The organism is Mycolicibacter minnesotensis (genome assembly GCF_010731755.1).
GTDB lineage: Bacteria > Actinomycetota > Actinomycetes > Mycobacteriales > Mycobacteriaceae > Mycobacterium > Mycobacterium minnesotense.
Genome location: NZ_AP022589.1, coordinates 1,384,600 through 1,403,158, shown reverse-complemented (window position 1 = coordinate 1,403,158; position 18,559 = coordinate 1,384,600). Strand labels below are relative to the sequence as shown.

General features: G+C 67.4%; 15 protein-coding genes, 1 tRNA gene and 1 pseudogene. 7 read left to right on the top strand and 10 right to left on the bottom strand.

The window, feature by feature from the left end; genetic code table 11:
- Position 1: 1 nt before the first annotated feature.
- Complete coding sequence (locus tag G6N09_RS06635) at positions 2-1,696, bottom strand: adenylate/guanylate cyclase domain-containing protein (RefSeq protein WP_109558924.1); 1,695 nt, start codon at positions 1,694-1,696, stop codon at positions 2-4.
- Positions 1,697-1,726: 30 nt separating this feature from the next.
- Here G6N09_RS06635 and G6N09_RS06630 point away from each other — a divergent pair, with 30 nt between their 5' ends.
- Together G6N09_RS06630 and G6N09_RS06625 are read left to right on the top strand one after the other, a co-directional pair.
- Complete coding sequence (locus G6N09_RS06630) at positions 1,727-2,953, top strand: DNA polymerase III subunit delta' (protein WP_179959899.1); 1,227 nt, start codon at positions 1,727-1,729, stop codon at positions 2,951-2,953.
- A 29-nt stretch (positions 2,954-2,982) separates the two neighbouring features.
- Positions 2,983-3,058, top strand: a tRNA-Thr gene (locus G6N09_RS06625).
- A gap of 10 nt (positions 3,059-3,068) precedes the next feature.
- Here G6N09_RS06625 and G6N09_RS19485 read toward each other — a convergent pair.
- Positions 3,069-3,239 (bottom strand): hypothetical protein, encoded by a 171-nt coding sequence (locus G6N09_RS19485; RefSeq protein ID WP_165756587.1) that lies wholly within the window; start codon positions 3,237-3,239, stop codon positions 3,069-3,071.
- A 64-nt stretch (positions 3,240-3,303) separates the two neighbouring features.
- Here G6N09_RS19485 and G6N09_RS06620 point away from each other — a divergent pair, with 64 nt between their 5' ends.
- Together G6N09_RS06620 and G6N09_RS06615 are read left to right on the top strand one after the other, a co-directional pair.
- Positions 3,304-3,501, top strand: a complete 198-nt coding sequence (locus G6N09_RS06620) for an antitoxin VbhA family protein (RefSeq protein ID WP_109558923.1) — start codon at positions 3,304-3,306, stop codon at positions 3,499-3,501.
- Between the two features lie 11 nt (positions 3,502-3,512).
- Positions 3,513-4,151 (top strand): Fic/DOC family protein, encoded by a 639-nt coding sequence (locus G6N09_RS06615; protein ID WP_083026073.1) that lies wholly within the window; start codon positions 3,513-3,515, stop codon positions 4,149-4,151.
- Between the two features lie 250 nt (positions 4,152-4,401).
- On the opposite strand, the gene G6N09_RS06610 is transcribed toward G6N09_RS06615, so the two are convergent.
- Positions 4,402-5,049, bottom strand: a complete 648-nt coding sequence (locus G6N09_RS06610) for a maleylpyruvate isomerase family mycothiol-dependent enzyme (protein WP_083026071.1) — start codon at positions 5,047-5,049, stop codon at positions 4,402-4,404.
- Positions 5,036-5,932: an alpha/beta hydrolase gene (locus G6N09_RS06605; protein WP_083026069.1), complete on the bottom strand. Its 897-nt coding sequence runs from the start codon at positions 5,930-5,932 to the stop codon at positions 5,036-5,038. Before G6N09_RS06605 ends, G6N09_RS06610 begins: the two co-directional genes overlap by 14 nt.
- 73 nt (positions 5,933-6,005) lie before the next feature.
- Between G6N09_RS06605 and G6N09_RS06600 the strand changes: the two genes are divergently transcribed.
- Positions 6,006-6,641: a TetR/AcrR family transcriptional regulator gene (locus G6N09_RS06600; protein WP_083026156.1), complete on the top strand. Its 636-nt coding sequence runs from the start codon at positions 6,006-6,008 to the stop codon at positions 6,639-6,641.
- Between the two features lie 115 nt (positions 6,642-6,756).
- A pseudogene (locus G6N09_RS06595) lies at positions 6,757-7,515 on the top strand (class I SAM-dependent methyltransferase); the annotation flags it as partial.
- A gap of 4 nt (positions 7,516-7,519) precedes the next feature.
- Here the strand turns inward: G6N09_RS06595 and epsC are convergent.
- Genes epsC through G6N09_RS06575 form a run of 4 tightly spaced genes read right to left on the bottom strand, consistent with a single transcriptional unit; the run spans position 7,520 to position 11,648 of the window.
- Positions 7,520-8,119, bottom strand: a complete 600-nt coding sequence (epsC, locus tag G6N09_RS06590; RefSeq protein ID WP_234807017.1) for a serine O-acetyltransferase EpsC — start codon at positions 8,117-8,119, stop codon at positions 7,520-7,522.
- Complete coding sequence (cysK, locus tag G6N09_RS06585) at positions 8,116-9,051, bottom strand: cysteine synthase A (RefSeq protein WP_083026067.1); 936 nt, start codon at positions 9,049-9,051, stop codon at positions 8,116-8,118. Before cysK ends, epsC begins: the two co-directional genes overlap by 4 nt.
- Before the next feature lie 34 nt (positions 9,052-9,085).
- The gene (locus tag G6N09_RS06580; RefSeq protein WP_083026066.1) at positions 9,086-10,738 is read right to left on the bottom strand and encodes a family 2A encapsulin nanocompartment cargo protein cysteine desulfurase; all 1,653 of its coding nucleotides are present in this window, start codon (positions 10,736-10,738) and stop codon (positions 9,086-9,088) included.
- A complete protein-coding gene (locus G6N09_RS06575) occupies positions 10,725-11,648 on the bottom strand; it encodes a family 2A encapsulin nanocompartment shell protein (RefSeq protein ID WP_083026064.1) in 924 nt (307 codons plus the stop codon). Before G6N09_RS06575 ends, G6N09_RS06580 begins: the two co-directional genes overlap by 14 nt.
- A gap of 286 nt (positions 11,649-11,934) precedes the next feature.
- On the opposite strand from G6N09_RS06575, the gene G6N09_RS06570 reads away from it, so the two are divergent.
- Positions 11,935-13,227 (top strand): TQXA domain-containing protein, encoded by a 1,293-nt coding sequence (locus G6N09_RS06570; RefSeq protein ID WP_083026062.1) that lies wholly within the window; start codon positions 11,935-11,937, stop codon positions 13,225-13,227.
- A 16-nt stretch (positions 13,228-13,243) separates the two neighbouring features.
- On the opposite strand, the gene G6N09_RS06565 is transcribed toward G6N09_RS06570, so the two are convergent.
- Both G6N09_RS06565 and G6N09_RS06560 read right to left on the bottom strand, forming a co-directional pair.
- Positions 13,244-14,599, bottom strand: a complete 1,356-nt coding sequence (locus G6N09_RS06565; protein WP_083026060.1) for a M1 family metallopeptidase — start codon at positions 14,597-14,599, stop codon at positions 13,244-13,246.
- Positions 14,596-18,516, bottom strand: coding sequence for a Pls/PosA family non-ribosomal peptide synthetase (locus G6N09_RS06560; protein WP_083026058.1), 3,921 nt, complete (start codon positions 18,514-18,516; stop codon positions 14,596-14,598). The genes G6N09_RS06565 and G6N09_RS06560 overlap by 4 nt, the downstream gene beginning before the upstream one ends.
- Between the last annotated feature and the right edge of the window lie 43 nt (positions 18,517-18,559).

Here is an 18,559-nt window from a genome sequence, read left to right as displayed (position 1 = left end):
GTCAGTCCGTTGCGGCTGAGGTCGCAGCGGACGGGGTCTCCTCGGCGGCCTCGGTGCTCTCGGGGGAGATCGCCTCTTCGAGCGAGGCGAGGTGCAACGGCCGCGCGAGCTGAGTGAATGCAGTGCGCCCACGCAGTTCGACGATCTCGCCGACCTCCCAGCACAGCGCTTCGGCGTCCACCGCACCGCTGACCGCGACGGCCGAGGCCAGCACGTGGCCTGCCTCCAGCTTGGCCAGCTCGGTGAGCCGGGCGGCCTCGTTGACCGGGTCACCGATCACGGTGTACTCGAAGCGGGCCCGGGCGCCGATGTGGCCGGCGATGGCGCGGCCGGCCGACACCCCGATGCCGAACTCCTCGGAACCGAGCACCGGAAGCAGACCGTCATGCAGTTCGCGGGCGGCCGCCAAGGCCGCGCTGGAAGCGTCCGGGTGCTCGATGGGTGCCCCGAAGATGGCCAGCGCCGCGTCACCCTGGAATTTGTTGACGAAACCGCCATGCCGCCCGACGGCCTCGACCACCACCCGGAAGAACTCGTTAAGCACGTTGACGACCTCGCTGGGCGGGCGCGTGGCGGCCAGCTGGGTTGAGCCCACCAGGTCGATGAAGAGCACCGCTACGTCGCGTTCCTGGCCGCCCAGCTCGGTGCCGCGCTCCAGTGCCCGCCGGGCCACGTCTTCGCCGACGTAGCGGCCGAACAGGTCGCGTAGCCGCTGCCGCTCGGCCAGGTCGCGCACCATGTCGTTGAACCCGGCCTGCAGCAGGCCCAGTTCGCTGGCGTCGTAGATCTGCATGTGGGCGTTGTAATTGCCGCGTTGCACCTCGCCCAGTGCCCAGCGCAACTGGCGCAGCGGGTCGGCGATCGACATGGAGACCAGCACTGTGCCGGCCAGACCGATGACCAGTGCGGCCAATGCCATCAGCAGGATCGGGGTGAACAGCTTGTCCGGTGAGGCGTTGAGCAACGATGCCTTGCCGGCCAGTACCGACAGCACGATCGCCAGCACCGGCACCCCGGTCGACAGCAGCCAGGTCAACAGCTGGCGCAGGATGACTCCGGGGGCTCGCAGGTTTTCCGGGGTGCCGTCGCGCAGCGCGGCGACGGCCACCGGCCGCAGCACCCGCTCGGACTGCAGGTAGCCGATGATCGCGGTGGCGGCCGCGCCCAGGGCGGTCGCGGTCACCACAACCGGTACCACGTCGTGGACCACTTGCCAGCTGATCGCGACGAACACCACCCCGCCCACGGCCCAGTAGCAGATGCTGATCAGCGAGCGGTAGAACGGCATTCGCAGCGCCCGTGATCGCGCCAGTTCGGTATCTGCGGGGTCGGAGTCGCCGTTGGTCTCCAAGTCGGTGAGCAGCGCCTCACGGCGTTGCCACCGGAACACCGGCATCAGGAGTGCGGTGCTGATGGAAAAGCCGAAGGCGAACAGGAAAAACAGCACCACGCCGAAGAGCGCCAGGTTCAGGCGAGGCAGGTCCTGCAGGTTGATGCGGTCCTCGTCGGGCAGGCCGAACCGCAGGAAACCGAACACGAACAGCGAGCCGATGATGTCGGCCTGCAGCATGCTCAGCGTGAAGACTGGCCAGGGTGTGCGCACGACCCAGCGGACGAATCGGTTGATCCGCCCGACCAGGGTCGTGGTGCTCACCAGCACACCGTATCGGGCGAGACGACAAAGCCCGAGTCCAATTGTCCGGTCAAGCCACTACTGTGGCCGATGATGTCCGGGGTTTTCGCGCGCTTGGTGGGTCAGCAGACGGTGGAAGCCGAGCTGCTGGCCGCAGCACGGGCCGCCAGACATGATTCGGCTCACAGCGGCATGACGGCGGGCGGTATGTCACATGCCTGGCTGATCACCGGACCGCCCGGATCGGGTCGGTCGATCGCGGCGGTGTGTTTCGCCGCGGCGTTGCAGTGCAGCGCCGACGATTCCGACGGCGGACCCGGCTGCGGTCATTGCCGGGCATGCACCACCACGATGGCCGGTACCCACGCGGATGTGCGGCGGGTGGTACCGGAGGGGCTGTCCATCGGGGTCGACGAGATGCGGGCCATCGTGCAGACCGCGTCGCGGCGCCCCGGCACCGGCCGCTGGCAGATTGTGGTGGTCGAGGATGCCGACAGGCTTACCGAAGGCGCGGCCAATGCGCTGTTGAAGGTCGTCGAGGAACCGCCGCCGTCGACGGTGTTCTTGTTGTGTGCCCCGTCGGTCGACCCCGAAGACATCGCGATCACGCTGCGGTCGAGGTGCCGCCATGTGGCCCTGGTGACACCGCCTCCTGAAGCAATCGCCCAGGTGCTGATCGAGGCCGACGGGCTCGATCGCGAGACGGCGGACTGGGCGGCAGCGGTGAGCGGTGGCCACGTGGGTAGAGCCCGCAGGTTGGCCACCGACCCGGAGGCCCGCCAGCGCCGCCAGCGGGCGCTGTCGCTGGCGCGTGAGGCGGCCACCCCGTCGCGGGCGTTCACCGCGGTCGACGAATTGGTGGCCGCAGCGGAATCCGAAGCCCGGGACCTGACCTCCGAGCGCGCGGAGATCGAGACCGAGGAACTGCGCACCGCACTGGGTGCCGGCGGAACCGGAAAGGGCACCGCCGGGACCCTGAGGGGCACTGCCGGGGTGATCAAGGACCTGGAGCGCCGGCAGAAGTCGCGCCAGACCCGGGCCTCACGTGATGCCCTGGACCGGGCCCTGATTGATCTGGCCACCTATTTTCGCGATGCCCTGTTGGCCGCTGCCGCGCCCGCCGGTGTCGCCCGCCCCAATCACCCGGACATGACCGATGCGGTGGCGGCGATGGCCTCCCACGCGTCGCCGGACCGGCTGCTGCGCTGCATCGAAGCGGTGCTCGAATGCCGCGACGCGCTGGCTGCCAACGTCAAGCCCCGATTCGCTGTCGGCGCCATGGTGGCCACCGTCGGACAAGCCCTGCGCGACGGCCTGTAGACTGATCCGGCCCGGTTTACGGCGGGCGCGCCACCTTAGCTCAGTCGGTAGAGCAATTCACTCGTAATGAATAGGTCAGGAGTTCGATTCTCCTAGGTGGCTCCAAACGTGCAGTTCAGGCGGGGTAACTACCCGCCTGTTCCTCTTTGACGGCCTGTAGGGCGCGGATAGGGCGCGAATCCTCGTCCAGTGCGGCGGTGTAGTCGGGCACCGTCACAGACCGCTCGACGTGGTGCCGCCGGGTGATCTCGCTGCTGCTGTGCCTGGCCTGTTGCTTGACGGTCAAGCCTCCCTACAATGTCACCTTTGTCGACTATCCTGGTCGGACCCGCCAAATGAGATGAGATGAGGTGTTTGTCCAGGTGACCGAGTTGCAGAAGGCGGCGAAGCGGCGCATCAGGACTGTCAGGGCAACCCGCCGCAACACCGAGTTGGAGGGCGCCCGCAGCACCGCGGCCACCCGTGCCGATCAGGACGACTACGCCAGCGGGAAGATCACCGCAGCTGAGTTGGGGGAGCGCGTCCGTCGCCGGTACAGCATCCAGTAATCGGGCCTCGAGTGCCGCATCCCTGGGACACCGGCGATCACCAACGGAACTGGCAGGGCTACTTCATCCCAGGTACCTCCGTCTTGAGGAATCGGGTCGGCGCGCGAACGCGTGCCGAACTGGCTGATGCCGAGAACGATCTTGTTGAGGCCCGGGTGATCGAACTCCGCGAAGACCCTGATCTGCTAGGCGACCGCACTTACGATCTCGCATATCTGCGGGCGATTCACCGCCAGTTATTCCAGGATGTTTATGTCTGGGCGGGCGACCTGCGGACGGTCGGCATTGAGAAGAAGGGCGAGTCTTTCTGCCCGCCGGACAGTATTAGCTGGCCCATGGAGCATGTCGCCGCAGAGACTTACCGACTCGACCGGCTCAGGGCAGTCGATGACGGCGATCTCGCTGGCAAGGTCGCATACCTATACGACTACGTTAACTATGCCCACCCGTTCCGCGAGGGCAACGGTCGCTCAACGCGTGAATTCTTCGATCTCCTGTTGTCGGAGCGAGGCTCTGGGCTCGACTGGGAGAAGGCGGACCGGGACGAGTTGTACGGCGCTTGTCACTCGGCACGTGCCGAGTCCGATCTCGTGGGCCTGGTCGCGATGTTCACGAAGATCCTCGACCCTGAGCCCGCGTACGACTTCTGATCGCACACCGGCACCGGCTCCTGCTCGGGCATGGATTCGGCCGCTTCTGTGTGGCTGCGCAGCGTGTGCTTTCGAGGCGCGAAAACACGTCGTTGGGGCGCGGATAGGGCACGGAAACCCTGCGCGTGCCTGCACGCAGAGACATATTCGAACATGTAATCGATCCCCTGAACTGCGCCAACCTGAAATCCCTGAGTTCTGAGAAACGCCTGGTCGCGTTTCTCCTAGGTGGCTCCGGTGTTTTTGCAGTTCAGGCCGTGTGAGCTCGGGCCAACCGTTCTCGCAGCACGTCCACGCCGTCTCCATCGAGATGCCGCAGCGCCCACGGGCGGCCCGCTAAAACCGAGGCCAGGTGTGCCGCGGCTCCGCGGACGCAGGGGCCGGATCCGTGCGTCCACCCGACGTCGTCGGCGCGCAACGACAGACCGCGAGCCCATGCCCTAGACGGGATGAACGGGTTCGGCAGATGCACCTGGGCGGCCAGTACGGCGATCAGCTGTGCCGGCCCGGCGGTAGAGTCCAGGCCTGAGGCAAAGCGGATGTCCAACTCGTGGATCACGTGATCGCCCAGGAGTAGCCGCCGTGGGAAGATTCTGCCCAAGCCGCGCGGTGCCGACATCCCGGCGGCAAAGTCCTCGAGCAGCTCCGCCGGTGATCGACGTTGGGCAAGTCGTTGCGCAAGAACGGCATTGGCCCGGTCGAACGACCAGCCACGACGCAGCGTCTCCAACCCCATCTGTGTGCCTGAGGCGCGATAGCCCAGTGCCAGATGCGCCAACACATCGTGGTTGGTCCAATGCGTACACAGACTCGGCTGCGCCCACTGTGCCGGTGTCCATTCCCCGGCTGCTGCGAGAAACCGGATGTCGTTGTCGTACAGCAACTTATGCGATTGCATTGAAGCATCCCTGCAGGAAATCGGTCTGATCAATCAGAAGCCTGTCCAGCAGCGGCGGGTGGTAGACCTCGAAGTGATCACTGTCGTAGTGGCGGGCCTGTCCGCGAGGGGCGCGCTGTGCCACGGTGAGGGCGTGCCGTGGGTCCATCAGGTTGTCGCGCTGAGACACGCACACCAGCAACGGTGCGGCGATCTCGCGGGCCGACCGCAGGGCGCTGGTGAACGCGATACCGAGTACATCCGAGGCGCCCACCCTGTTGTCGAATGATCCGCCGGGCGAGACCACGCCGTTCCACCCCTGCAGGGCGCCGGCGGCCGTGACCGCGGCCGTGCTACCTGGTGGGCCCACGATGGGAACGTAGTGCGGGGTGGCGCCGACCAGGCGCCGGGCCGTATCGGCGAGTATCGCCGGACCGAGCCGCAGAGCTGCGCCTGTCCCGAGTTGGCGCAGCGTCGCCGGTCCGTCGACGATGGGGCACTGCACCACGACAGCGGCCAGGTCGTGCCGCCCGGCGGCGACCTTGAGCGCGTGCATCGCGCCCAGGCTGGTGCCCCACAATGCGATCCGGGTGGAGTCCAATTCGGGCCGGCGACGGGCGAAGTCGATCGCTGCGCGGATGTCCCGACGGTGACTGCGCAGGCTCAGGCGCTGCCGGGGAAGCCCGCAGGAGTCGCCGGTGTGGCGGTAGTCGAACGCCAGCGTCGCGATACCGGACCCGGCGAAGTGGTGCTCGTACTGGGCGAGCGACATGGTGTGGTTTGCCCCGAATCCGTGGGCCAGAACGACCACCGGATGCGGCCCCGGTCGCGGCGGAAGGGTGAGCCACGCGGCGCACCGCGTGCCCTGCGAGCTGAACTCCGTGTTGATGGTGTGCGGAACCATGCGAATTCCTTTCATACGTACGATGTACGTGTTGTATATTACGTACAACGTACGTGTCAAGAGGAAGGTGGCGATGCGGCCCCGATTCACGCTGGCCGAAGTTCAGGCGGCGGCGCTGCGCATTGTTGATGGCGAGGGCTTATCCGGCCTGAGCATGCGGTCGCTGGCCGCGGCGTTGGGCACCGGCCCGATGACGCTCTATAACTACGTGCCCAACCGCGAGGGGCTGGAGGATCTGGTTGCCGAGGCGGTGATCGCCGGGGTCGAGATTCCGCCGGCGAGTGCCGGGTGGGCAGATGACGTGCGGTCGATCGCGACGGCGATGTGGCAGGCAGTCCGCAGCCACCCCAACGCGATTCCGCTGGTCCTGACCCGCCGGACGATCTCGCCTTCGAGTTACCCGACGGCCGAGTACCTGATCGATGCACTGAGTCGTGGCGGACTGTCTGAGGGCAGGCTGCTGGTTGCGTTCCGGGCCGTGCTGAGTCTGGTGATGGGCAGTGCGCAAGTGGAGTTGGCCGGGCCGGCATCCGGTGGTGATCGTGACCAATCGCAGCGTGAGATCGCCGGACGGATCAGCGAATTGGCCGGCGACGAGCATCGGCACATCGCGGCCCTGAGCAGGGTCAGCCAGCGCTCGAGCGCGACCGAAGAATTCGCCGGCGCCCTCGACCTGCTGCTGGCCGGCATCCGAACTCACATCGGCTAACCGCCCGCCTTATTGGAAACGATTGTCAATAAGTGGGGGATCGGGTTACCCTGACTTCGCGCATGTCCCTGGCCGAAGTGAGTGATTCTTGTACGCCGATCCCAAACCCGCCGTCTCGGCGCTCTTTCGGCACGTCGAGGCCGTGCACGGCGACCGGCCCTGGGGTGCCGTGTTGGATGCCGGCGCGGGGGTGAAATCGCTGCAGTGGATTCAGGCTCTGTCGACCGACAGTTGGACGGCCGTCACCGCCGCGCCCAGCATGGCCGAGGCGACGCGCGCGGCACTGGGCGACGGGATCCGGCCGCAAGACCGGTTGGTGGTGGGCAACTGGATCGATGAAAGTCTGCTCGCCGGAGAGACATTCGACACCGTCCTGGTGGACTACCTTGTCGGCGCGATCGAGGGCTTTGCCCCGTACTGGCAAGGCCAGGTATTCGAAAGGCTGCGCCCCCTGGTCGCCGACGGCGGCCGTCTCTATGTCACCGGGCTGGAGCCCTACGTTCAGTACGAGCCCACCACCGACAGCGGCCGCATCATCTGGGAGATCGGCAGGGTGCGCGATGCATGCCTGCTGTTGGCCGGTGAGCGCACCTATCGGGAATTTCCCCTGGACTGGGTGTTGCGGCACCTGGAGCGGGCTGGGTTCCGGATTCTGGAAAGTCGGCGATTTCCGATCCGCTACGGTGCCCGCCACGTCAACGGCCAGCTTGATATGTGCCGCAGGCGCTTAGAGCGTTTCGGCTCCGTCCCGCTCGGCAACTCGATGCTGCACTATGTCGAAGAACTGCGGCTGCGAGCACTGCTCGTCCTTGCGCGCGACGGCGGTCTGCGGCACGGCCACGACTATGTGGTCGCCGTGGAACCCGCGTCTTGACCCCTCAGATATACATAGCCGGGTCGATGTAGGTGGTCGGATCCACCAGCGGTTCCCGCTGCTTCTCGGTGCGATGGCGCACCGCGGCCGGGATTCCGGTGGCGATGCAGTCTGCCGGAACATTTTGAGTAACAACGGCATTGGCGCCGATAGCGCTGCCATCGCCGATAGTTATGGGACCGAGAACCTTGGCGCCGGCGCCCACCGTGACACCGTTGCCGATGGTCGGGTGGCGCTTGCCGTGACTCAGTGAGCGACCGCCGAGCGTGACGCCGTGGTAGACCATGACGTCATCGCCGATCTCGGTGGTCTCACCGATCACCACACCCAGGCCGTGGTCGATGAAAAACCTCCGGCCGATGCTTGCGCCCGGGTGAATCTCGATACCGGTAGCGAATCGGGTGGCCTGGGCCAACACACGAGCAACCCCACGCAGGGCGGGCTTGGCCCACAGGCGGTGCGCCACCCGATACGACCAGATCGCATGCAGGCCCGAGTAGACCAAGGCGTTCTCGAAGTCCCCACGCGCGGCGGGATCATGGTTGCGCGCGTTGCGCAGGTCCTCGCGCACTGTCGCCCACACACCCCACATCGGCGTGATCATTCCCGAATGTGCTCGAACAGCGCCGTGGAGATGTAGCGCTCGCCGAAGTCCGGGACCACCACCACGATCAGCTTCCCGGCATTTTCGGGTCGTTTTGCCAGTTCCAGGGCGGCCCAGACATTGGCGCCGGCCGAGATTCCGCCGAGGATCCCTTCCTCGGTGCCCAGCGCCCGCGCCACGCGGATCGCGTCGTCGAACTGGGCGTCGATGATCTCGTCATAGCAGTCGCGGTCGAGCACCTCGGGTACGAAGTTGGCCCCAAGGCCCTGGATCTTGTGCGGTCCGGGGTCGGCGCCATGCAGGATCGCGGAGTCCTTGGGCTCCACACCGACGATCTGAACCTCAGGCTTGTGAGCTTTGAGGGTGTGTGACACACCGGTCAGCGTGCCGCCGGTACCGATGCCGGCGACGAAGATGTCGACCGCGCCGCCGGTGTCCTTCCACACCTCCTCGCCGGTGGTCCGCTCGTGAATGGCCGGGTTGGCCGGATTGGCGAATTGGTTGGCAGACAGGGCGTTGTGGGTGTCGGCGACGATCTGCTTGGCCTTGGCCACCGCACCGGCCATGCCCTCAGAGCCGGGGGTCAGCACGATCTCCGCGCCGTAGGCGCGCAGCATGACCCGCCGCTCGGTGGACATGGTGTCCGGCATGGTCAGGATCACCTTGTAGCCGCGGGCGGCGCCGACCATCGCCAGGGCGATACCGGTGTTCCCGCTGGTGGCTTCGACAATGGTTCCGCCCGGGCGCAGCTGGCCGGAGTTCTCGGCGGCATCGATGATCGCGACGCCGATACGGTCCTTGACGCTGTTGGCGGGGTTGTAGAACTCGAGTTTGGCCACCACTTGGGCACCCAGACCCTTGGTCAGACGGTTGAGCCGCACCAGCGGGGTATGGCCGATCAGCTCGGTGACGTTGTCGTAGATCCTGCCCATCAAATGCCCTTTCCTACCAAGGCCGCCATAGGTGCTAGGCGCTCCCTTCGGCGATGCGCCGCACGGCCTTGATGAAGACGTCGATCTCTTCGAAAGTGTTGTAGAACGCGAACGACGGTCGCACGGTGGCCTCCAGGCCATAGCGGCGCAGGATCGGCTGCGCGCAGTGATGCCCGGCGCGCACCGCGATGCCCTCGGAGTTGAGCGCTTTGCCGACCTCGACCGGATCGTGGCCGGCCAGCACGAAGGACAACACGCTGGCCTTTTCGTCGGCTGTGCCGATGATTCGCACTCCCGGGATCTCGGCCAGGCGTGGCGTGGCGTACTCCAGCAGGGCGTGCTCGTAGGCGGCGATGCGTTCGACACCCACCCGCTCCACGTAGCGCAGGGCTTCGCCCAGGCCGACCGCGTCGGCGATGTTTCCGGTACCCGCCTCGAACTTGTTGGGCGGTTCTTGAAACAGTGAGCGTTCCAGGGTGACGTCGGCGATCATGTTGCCTCCACCCTGCCACGGCGGCGTCTCGGCCAGCGCTTCGGCGGTGCCGTAGAGCGCTCCGATCCCGGTGGGGCCGAAGATCTTGTGCCCGGAGAACACGAAGAAGTCCGCGCCCAGTGATTGCACATCGATCGGGATATGGGGGATGGACTGCGCCCCATCGATGAGCACTCGGGCGCCGTAGCGGTGCCCGAGTTCGACGATCTTATGCACCGGGGTGACGGTGCCGAGTGCATTGGAGACGTGGGTTGCGGCGACCAGTTTGGTGCGGGGACCCAACAGGTCTTCGAACTCACCCAGCAGCAGGTTGCCCGCGTCATCTACCGGGGCAACCTTCAGGATCGCCCCGGTTTTCTTCGAGATCAATTGCCAAGGAACGATATTCGCGTGGTGCTCTAGGTGTGTGATGACGATCTCATCGCCGGGGCCCAGGTGCTTGCCGCCCCACGCGTAGGCCACCAGGTTGATCGCCTCGGTGGTACCGCGCACAAAGACGATGTCCTCGCTACGCGGTGCCCCCAGGAATCGCCGCACGGTGTCGCGAGCGTCCTCGTAGGCGTCGGTGGCCCGCGCTGCGAGTTCGTGTGCGGCCCGGTGGATATTGGAGTTCTCGTGGGCGTAGAAGTACGACAGCCGGTCGATCACGGCTTGCGGCTTCTGCGTGGTGGCGGCGTTGTCGAACCAGATCAACGGCTTGCCGTTGACGGTCTCGCGCAGGATCGGAAAGTCAGCGCGCACCGCGTTGACGTCGAACACCTCATGCGAGTCGGGCACCGTGGGAGCCGGTTCGGCGGCCGGGACGGAGCGGGACAAGAAGGCGTAGTTCGCCTCGTCGCCGCCCGTGGCCGGCGCGGGGGCGTCATGCCAACCCAGGTGTGGAACCGTCGGCACCCCGCCGGGCCAGCTGGGGGCCGATCCGCGCGGTGCAACCGGAACAGTCCCGGCTGGGGAACCGGCCAGCACCCCGGGCGCGGTCGGCACGATCCCGCTGGGCACCGCGAACGCGGAGAGGTCTGCCAACCCCGGCGGCAGCAGTCCGGACGGGGTCGGGACGCCGCCTCGGGGTGCCACCGCCGTGGTCTGCGGCGGAGAGTCGGGACCGGGCCGGGCGGCATACAGCTGGTTGGCCAGCGCCTCCAGCTCAGCGACGCTGACCGGCGGGTCTACCGGCCTGGGATCACTTGTACTCATGGAAACGGTCCACCGAGACGTCGTCGAGCACAGCGAGCGCATCATCGGTGAGCACGGCCAGTGAGTTGTACAGCGTGACCAGGTAGGACGCGATCGCCGACCGGTTGATGCCCGTGAACCGCACCGATAGGCCCGGCGCCTGCTCGCCGACCAGGCCCGGCTGGAACAGTCCGACGACGCCCTGACGCTCCTCGCCGGTGCGCACCAGCAGGAACTTGGTCTTGGAGTCCTCCACCGGCACCTTGTCGCTGGGGATGATCGGGATGCCGCGCCAGGTGATGAACTGGGCGCCGAACAGGTTCACCACCACCGGCGGCACGCCGCGGCGAGTGGCTTCGCGGCCGAAGGCGGCCACACCCAGCGGGTGGGTCAGGAAGAAGCCGGGCGTCTTCCACACCTTGGTGATCAGCGAATCCAGGTCGTCGGGAGTGGGCGGGCCGGTCAGGGTGGAGATGGTCTGCTCGGGCGTGGCCTGCGCCAACAGGCCGTACTCCGGGTTGTTCACCAGCTCGAACTCCTGGCGCTCCTTGATGGTCTCGATTGTCAGGCGCAGCTGCTGAGCCACTTGGTCGTGCGGGCTGGAGTACAGGTCGGAGACCCGGGTGTGCACGTCGAGAATCGTGGAGATCGAACGCAGGGTGTACTCCCGCGGGCTGGTCTCGTAGTCCACAAACGTCTGCGGCAGCGGTTCGGTCGAACCGGCGCCCTGCTCAGCGGCAATGGCGACCTGGCCGGGGTTGACCACCCGGTTGACCCGGTAAATACCGGCCTCCACCGGGACCCAGTTCAGCAGGTGCAACAGCCAGCGCGGCGTGATGGTGGCCAGCTGCGGGACAGTCTTGGTCGCATTGGCGAGTTGCCGTGCAGCCAGGTCCCCGAGCGCCTGAGATTCGTTCTGAGCGGACGTCATTGCTTTCCTCCTGATGAGTGACGGCGCCAATCATGGACCATCGTCCCGGTTTGCCCACCAGTTGCGCTCATGGCGAATTGAATACCTCGCAAGTCGCGCGGCTGCGGTACATGTCGTAGGGTATGTCTATGTCGAACATCACGCTGCCACAGCCGCACGCTTTGTGCCGCCGCGCCGCGTGTTGTTGTTGTTGATTCTCTGACGCCCTGATTCCTTAGCGTCGCAGCCCGCCCCTATCTCGGCGAGGTGCTGCCGTGCGCGCTTCAGACCAGAAAGTCGACTCGGCATGACCGATTCCACCTCCGTTCTTCCTCTTCGCCACACCGCTCCCGCAGTGGTCGTCCGCCGCAGAGTGCAACCCCGCCCGGCCGTCGACATCGACCGGATGACGCGGTACCACGGTGGCACGTACTCGCACACCGTCGACCGCATCGTGTTCACCGACGGGACGAGCGCGCGCACCGATCTGATCCGGCTCAACCCAGGGATCGCGGCGTATTCGCTGGATTTCCACGGCATCGCTCCCACTCGCCCGTCGTCGTATCGGATCGACACCTGGTCGGCGGTGCCTCACCTGCGTTCCCGTGACCCCCGCGAGGTGCAGGTCGACTGGATCCTGCGCAACTCCGTACCGCGATTGAGCACCGTCGAGCTGAGCCGTCGGCTGCGGGAGGCCGGACACCTGTCGGGCCGGGGCAACATCTCCGAGCACGAGGCGATTGCCGCCACTCAGGCCGCGATCTGGCGGCTGACCAACGGCTTGGAACTGGACACCCGTGCCCGCACGGAGCCGGTCCGGGTGCGCCGCGACGGAGACGGTGTGACCGTGGAGTTCGACGAGGCTCTGGAGTTGGGCGGATACACCCTGGAACTGGTCGCCTCGGAGTCGGTCACGGTGACCCTGCACAAATCCGATGACGGCCGGACCTGGCGAGAAGTTCCGTCCTCGCTGCTGTTTGCCGGTGCCTCCGGCACGCAGCGTAAGGCGCTCGGAGTGGGGGCCACGGTCGGGGGCCACCGCTTCTACCGTCTGTCGGTGGCCGGGCCCGGTAAGCCTGCGACTATCGGCGATGTCGACTTCTGGCTCAACGGCACCAGCACCTATCGCAATGCCGATCGCATCGTGATGCTCTACCGATACCTGCTCGACGGTGCCGCACGGGCGCGTACCACCGCCCCGGGCCTCAACGTCGCGACGGCGGTCCTGGCCGACGGAGTGGTGGGACCGCTGCAGCTTTCGGTTGCCGACTCCGCCGCATTGAGCGCCGAGGGCGCCGAGCTCTTGGACGCCGAGGGCAACAAGCTGACCGGCCCGGTAGAGCCGGGCGGTGTCTTCTACCTCCGGCCGCAGCCTGGCGCGGGGTCGGCGCGGGTGCGCGTCACGGTGCCCGGTACCGAGGACGGCTACGGCGGCCGGGTTCTCACCGGCATTGCTGGTGATGGCCAGTCACCGATGTTCACCCCGGTGGCACTGGCGGTTCCGGCCGCCCTGGTCGTCGACTTTCACCTGCGCTGGTCGACACCGCGGGCCTTGCCGCACCGGTCGCGGCGGACGAGGTCGGCAGCCCGATCCGCCTAGTGCGGTGCGAGACCGGTCAGCCCGGCGCCGACAGTGGGGGAACAGCCGTGGAATACAACCAGGCCTGCCACAGCGGCTGCAGCGGTCCTGTGGCGTAGCCGGCAGCCAGCGCGGTGAAGTCTTCGGTGCCGGCGTTGCCGTGGCGGTGGCGCGACGTCCAATCCCGTAACAGGGCGAAGAAGGCGTCGTCGCCGAGGATGTCGCGCAGCAGATGCAGGGTGATAGCACCGCGCTTGTAGACCCGGTCGTCGAACATGTCGGCCGGTCCAGGATCGGCCAACAGCAGATCTTGTGGCAGACCGGCCAGTTGCCGATGGTAGCGCCGCGCCAGCTGGTCGGCAGTGGGCCCACCGGAGTGCTCCGACCACAGCCATTCGGCATAGCAGGCGAACCCCTCATGCAGCCAGATGTCGCTCCAGCGCCGCACCGTGACACTGTTTCCGAACCACTGGTGGGCCAGCTCGTGAGCGATCAATCGCTCAGATCTTCCGGTCCCGTCGCAATGGTTGGCTCCGAAGATCGAGATCCCCTGTGCTTCAAGGGGAATTTCCAGGTTGTCATCGGTGACCAGCACGGTGTAGCCGGATGACAGCGGGTAGGGGCCGAACAGTCGCACAAACAGCTCCATCATCTGCGACTGGTGTGCGAAATCCCGTTCGAACTCGGACTGCAGGCGCTCGGGCAGCACCGCCCTGATCGCCACTGCCGACCCCGGCACGCGGCGCGTCACATACCGCCCGATCTGGAGGGTCACCAGGTAGGTCGGTGTCGGCTCGGGCAGCTCATAAGTCCAGGTGGTCCGGGTTGCCCGGACCCTCCGCGACATCAGCTCGCCGTTGGCGACCGTGTAATAGGGACTGTCGGTGCTGATCTGGATCCGGTAGCTGGCCTTGGCGTAGGGATGATCGTCACAAGGGAACCACGACGGCGCGCCGTTCGGCTGTCCGGAGACTAGGGCGCCGTCCGATAATTCCTCGAAACCGACTTCACCCCAAAGTGTTTCGCTGGGGCGTGGTGATCCCGAGTAACGGACTGCGATCACCAGGGCGGCACCGGTCGGCACGGTGGTGGCCAGGGAGATCCGCAGCTTCGCCGACGACGTGGCGAATCGGGCCGGGGGCCGACCGTTGACCCACACCTTGGCCACCGACAACGTGCCGGCAAGGTCGAGGGTGACTTCGCGCAGCGGGTAGAGCGCCACCGCGGTGATGGTTGCGGTGCCCGACAACCGGTTGCTGCTGACCTTGTACTCCAGATCGAGCTCGTAGCGCGAGACCCGATAACCGGTGTTGCCACTGTCGGGCAGGTAGGGGTCGAGGACTGGAGCCGGAGCCTTGGCCGACTTGGCGGACGCCTTCGTGGGCTTGCTCATGCCGCGGGCTCCTGCCTGGTGGAACCCGATGATCCGCGCTTCTTGCCCGACTCCAACCACGGTGCGATCGGGTTGCCCTGCCAGCGGGTCGCCGGCGGCACCTCGTCGCCGCGCATCACCAGGGAGGCCGGCCCGACGGTCGCGCCGGTGCCCAGCCGGGCGGCGGGCAACGCCACGCAGTTGGGGCCCAGGGTGGCTCCCGCCTCCAGCGTGACGGTGTCCATCTGCATGATCCGGTCATGGAACAGGTGCGTCTGCACCACGCACCCGCGATTCACGGTAGAGCCGTTCTCCAGTGTCACCAGGTCGGCCTCGGGCAGCCAGTACGTCTCGCACCACACCCCGCGGCCGATCGTGGCGCCCAGCGCACGCAGCCATAGGTTCATCACCGGGGTGCCGGTCGCGGCGCGGGCGAACCACGGCGCGGCAACCGTCTCGACAAAGGCATCGGCGACTTCGTTGCGCCACACGAACGACGACCACAGCGGGCGCTGGGTCGCCCGGATCCGGCCGACGATCAACCACTTCGCCACCACTGCGCTGCCCCCGGCCACCGCGCCCGCGGCCAGTAATGTCACACCGCTGACCAGAGCAGCCCAGCCGTAGCCGAATCGCAGCGCTACCCATTGCAGGGCGCCGAGCACCCCGACACCGATCGCGAAGGTCACCATGACGGGAACCAGCCGGAAGGTCTCCACCACAGCGCGCATCACCCACAGCCTTCGCGGCGGGTGGAACGTACGCTCGGCATCGAGGTCGGCGGCCTTGCGGCGCAACCTGACCGGCGGGCTGCCCAGCCACGACGAACCTGTCTTGGCTTTGTGCGGTGCGGTGGACAGCACCGCCACCAGGGAATTGTCGGGCACTCGCCGGCCCGGCTGGGTGATCCCGGAATTGCCCAGGAACGCGCGTTTGCCGATGGTGGCCGGCGCGACGTGAATCCAGCCGCCGCCGAGCTCGTAGGAGGCGACCATGGTGTCGTCGGCCAGGAACGCGCCGTCAGCGATCACGGTGTACTTCGGGATCATCAGCGCGGTGGAGATCTCGGCGCCTTTACCGACTTTCGCGCCCAACAGCCGCAGCCACCACGGGGTGATCAGCCCGGCGTAGAGCGGGAACAGGTAGTCGCGCGCAGCGTCCATCAGCCGTTCGGTTGCCCATAACTGCCAGCCCACCCGGCTCCGCACCGGGTGGTAGCCGTCGCGTAGCCCGATCGACAACACTCGGACGGCGATCGCGGTCACGGCGGCGTAGCTGAACATCGCCACCAAGGCGGCGGGCGGGGTCGCCAGCGCGGCGGGCCGGAGGGCATCGGCCAGGGTCTGGCAGTCCCGAACCGCCCAGCCCAGCACCGCCAGGCCAGCGCCCAGCGCCAGCAGTGGCAGGCCACCGAGAAACAGGGACGTCAACCCGTAGACCGCGGCCCACGCCGGTCGCGCCGGCGGCCGGTGATCCGGCCAGGGGTGGTGCGCCTTACCGGATTTCACCGCAGGTGAACCGGTCCAGTACTGGCCTTTCTTGACCTCGCCGATGACCCCGGAACCGGGAGCGACGTCGGCGTCCTTGCCGACTGAAGCCCCGGGCGCCAGGGTGGTGCGGGCACCGATCGTGGCATCGTTGCCGACCGTGATCGGGCCGACGTGGAACTCGTCGCCGTCGATCCAATGCCCGGTCAGGTCCACCTCCGGTTCGATGGAGCAGCGATGGCCCAGGGTCAACATTCCGGTCACCGGCGGGGCGGAATGCAGGTCCACGCCCTCGCCGATCTTGTTACCCAGCGCGCGTGCGTAATACACCAACCACGGGGCGCCTGAAAGATTCTCGGCGCCACTGGCGCTTGCAAGTCGTTCGGCGATCCAGACCCGCAGGTGCTCGGGACCGCCGCGTCGATAGGTTCCCGGGGCCAGATTGGCCAGGAGGGCGCGGGCGCCCAGGGTGGCGATCCCCATCCGCCCCAGCGGCGTGACGAACAGCACGAAGGCGGCGATCACCCACCACCAGTCCACACGCACCAGCCAGGGCAGCGGGTGGATAGCCGACACCGTGTTGTTGATAAGTGCCAGCCAACTCACCCACTGCAATCCGGTCAGCGTGGCCAGCGGCACCGACAGCAGCACCTGCGCGGCCTGGGCCACCCAAGGGGTGGGCGCCACCGAGCGGGCCGCCGTACTGTCGGGCTCGCTGCGGTCCAGGTCGTCGAGGAAACTGGCCAGGGAACCCAGCCGGGGCCGGTCGTAGAGCTGCGCGACGGTGGTCTGCGGGTACCGCCGGCGCACCGCGGCCACCAGCTGCGCGGCTTGCAGCGATCCACCGCCCAGGGCGAAGAAGTCGGCCTGCTCGTCGTGGATCGGGGCGCCCAGCACGTCACGCCACAGGCCGGCCAGCCAGCCCAGGGTGCTGTCGGGATCGTCGGCGCCGACCAGGTTTGCGTCCCCGGACTCAGGCCCCACCGGCCATGGCAACGCATCGCGGTCCACCTTGCCCGAGGTGCGGGTGGGCAGCTCATCGACCAGCACCAGCCGGGGCACCAGTGCGGCGGGCAGCCGCCGGCTCAGCTCGGCGCGCGCGGCAACGAGGTCGAAATCCGGGTCGGCGCTGACCAGGTATCCGACCAGCAGCGCGGTGCCGGCGGCGCTGGTGCGCACCGCCGCCGCTGCTCCGCTGACTCCGGGCAGTGTCACCAGAGCACTGTCCACCTCGCCCAGTTCGATGCGCCGGCCGCCCACCTTGACCTGGTCATCGGCGCGGCCGCAGAAGATCAGCCCGTCTGCGTCCAGACGTACCAGGTCGCCGCTGCGGTAGGCCCGCGGCCAATCCAGCGTGGGCAGCGGCGCGTACTTCTCGGCGTCCCGGTCGGGGTCCAGGTAGCGGCCTAGCCCGACACCACCTATGACGAGTTCCCCGACCTCGCCGGCGGCCACGGGTTCCCCGTTGGAGCCGAGCACTGCCAGGTCCCAGCCCGCCAACGGCAACCCGATCTGAATCGGGCCGGTGCCGTCGAGCTGTGCCGCGCAGGCCACGACGGTGGTCTCCGTGGGGCCGTAGGTGTTCCACACCTCGCGGCCGTCGACGGCCAGCCGGGCCACCAACTCGGGCGGGCAGGCCTCGCCGCCGAAGATCAGCAGTCGCACCGCCTCTAGGGCCTCGGCCGGCCACAGGGCCGCCAGGGTGGGCACGGTGGACACCACCGTCACGTCGCGCGCCACCAGCCATGGCCCCAGATCCATACCGCTGCGCACTAGCGACCGGGGTGCGGGTACCAGGCACGCACCGTAGCGCCATGCCAGCCACATCTCCTCGCAGGACGCATCGAATGCCACCGACAGCCCGGCCAGCACCCGGTCACCCGGACCGATCGGGTTGTCCTGCAAAAACAGTTGCGCTTCGGCGTCGACGAACGCGGCCGCGTTGCGGTGGGTGATCGCGACGCCTTTTGGGGTGCCGGTGGATCCCGAGGTGAAGATGATCCAGGCATCGTCATCGGTCTGGGGCGCGCCTGCCTGCCAGCCGCGCGACGTCCCGGGTCCGCGGATCAAGCCCTGATCGGTGATCACCGCCGCCACTTGGGCCTCGTTGAACACCAGCTCGGCGCGCTCGGGGGGATCGTCGGCGTCCACCGGTACATACGCCGCGCCGGTGGCCAAGGTGGACAGGATCGCGACGTAGAGCGCGTAGTTCCCCGACGGCAACCGGATACCGATACGGTCGCCGCGGCCCAGACCTCGTGCGGCCAGCCACGCGACGCTGTCGGCGATGTCCTCGATCAGCTCCGCGTAGGTCAGCACCACGTTGCCGTCGTCGATCGCCGGAGCGTCGGGGAAGCGGGCCGCGGTCTCTTGCAGAATGTCGATCAGGGTGCGGGCCTGCGCCGCCGAGGAGGCGCGCAGATACTGCGCGGGGACATGCGGTGAGGGCACGACTGTAGAACGTACCGAGCAGGGTCCGGGTGCGCAGCGCGCC

Excerpts from the sequence above, each read along its gene's own strand:
- G6N09_RS06580 (WP_083026066.1), bottom strand. The coding sequence starts at position 10,738 with ATGAGTACAAGTGATCCCAGGCCGGTAGACCCGCCGGTCAGCGTCGCT.
- G6N09_RS06630 (WP_179959899.1), top strand. The coding sequence starts at position 1,727 with ATGTCCGGGGTTTTCGCGCGCTTGGTGGGTCAGCAGACGGTGGAAGCC.
- G6N09_RS06605 (WP_083026069.1), bottom strand. The coding sequence starts at position 5,932 with ATGGTTCCGCACACCATCAACACGGAGTTCAGCTCGCAGGGCACGCGG.
- G6N09_RS06575 (WP_083026064.1), bottom strand. The coding sequence starts at position 11,648 with ATGACGTCCGCTCAGAACGAATCTCAGGCGCTCGGGGACCTGGCTGCA.
- G6N09_RS06565 (WP_083026060.1), bottom strand. The coding sequence starts at position 14,599 with ATGAGCAAGCCCACGAAGGCGTCCGCCAAGTCGGCCAAGGCTCCGGCT.
- G6N09_RS06570 (WP_083026062.1), top strand. The coding sequence starts at position 11,935 with ATGACCGATTCCACCTCCGTTCTTCCTCTTCGCCACACCGCTCCCGCA.
- G6N09_RS06600 (WP_083026156.1), top strand. The coding sequence starts at position 6,006 with ATGCGGCCCCGATTCACGCTGGCCGAAGTTCAGGCGGCGGCGCTGCGC.
- G6N09_RS06610 (WP_083026071.1), bottom strand. The coding sequence starts at position 5,049 with ATGCAATCGCATAAGTTGCTGTACGACAACGACATCCGGTTTCTCGCA.
- cysK (WP_083026067.1), bottom strand. The coding sequence starts at position 9,051 with ATGGGCAGGATCTACGACAACGTCACCGAGCTGATCGGCCATACCCCG.
- epsC (WP_234807017.1), bottom strand. The coding sequence starts at position 8,119 with ATGATCACGCCGATGTGGGGTGTGTGGGCGACAGTGCGCGAGGACCTG.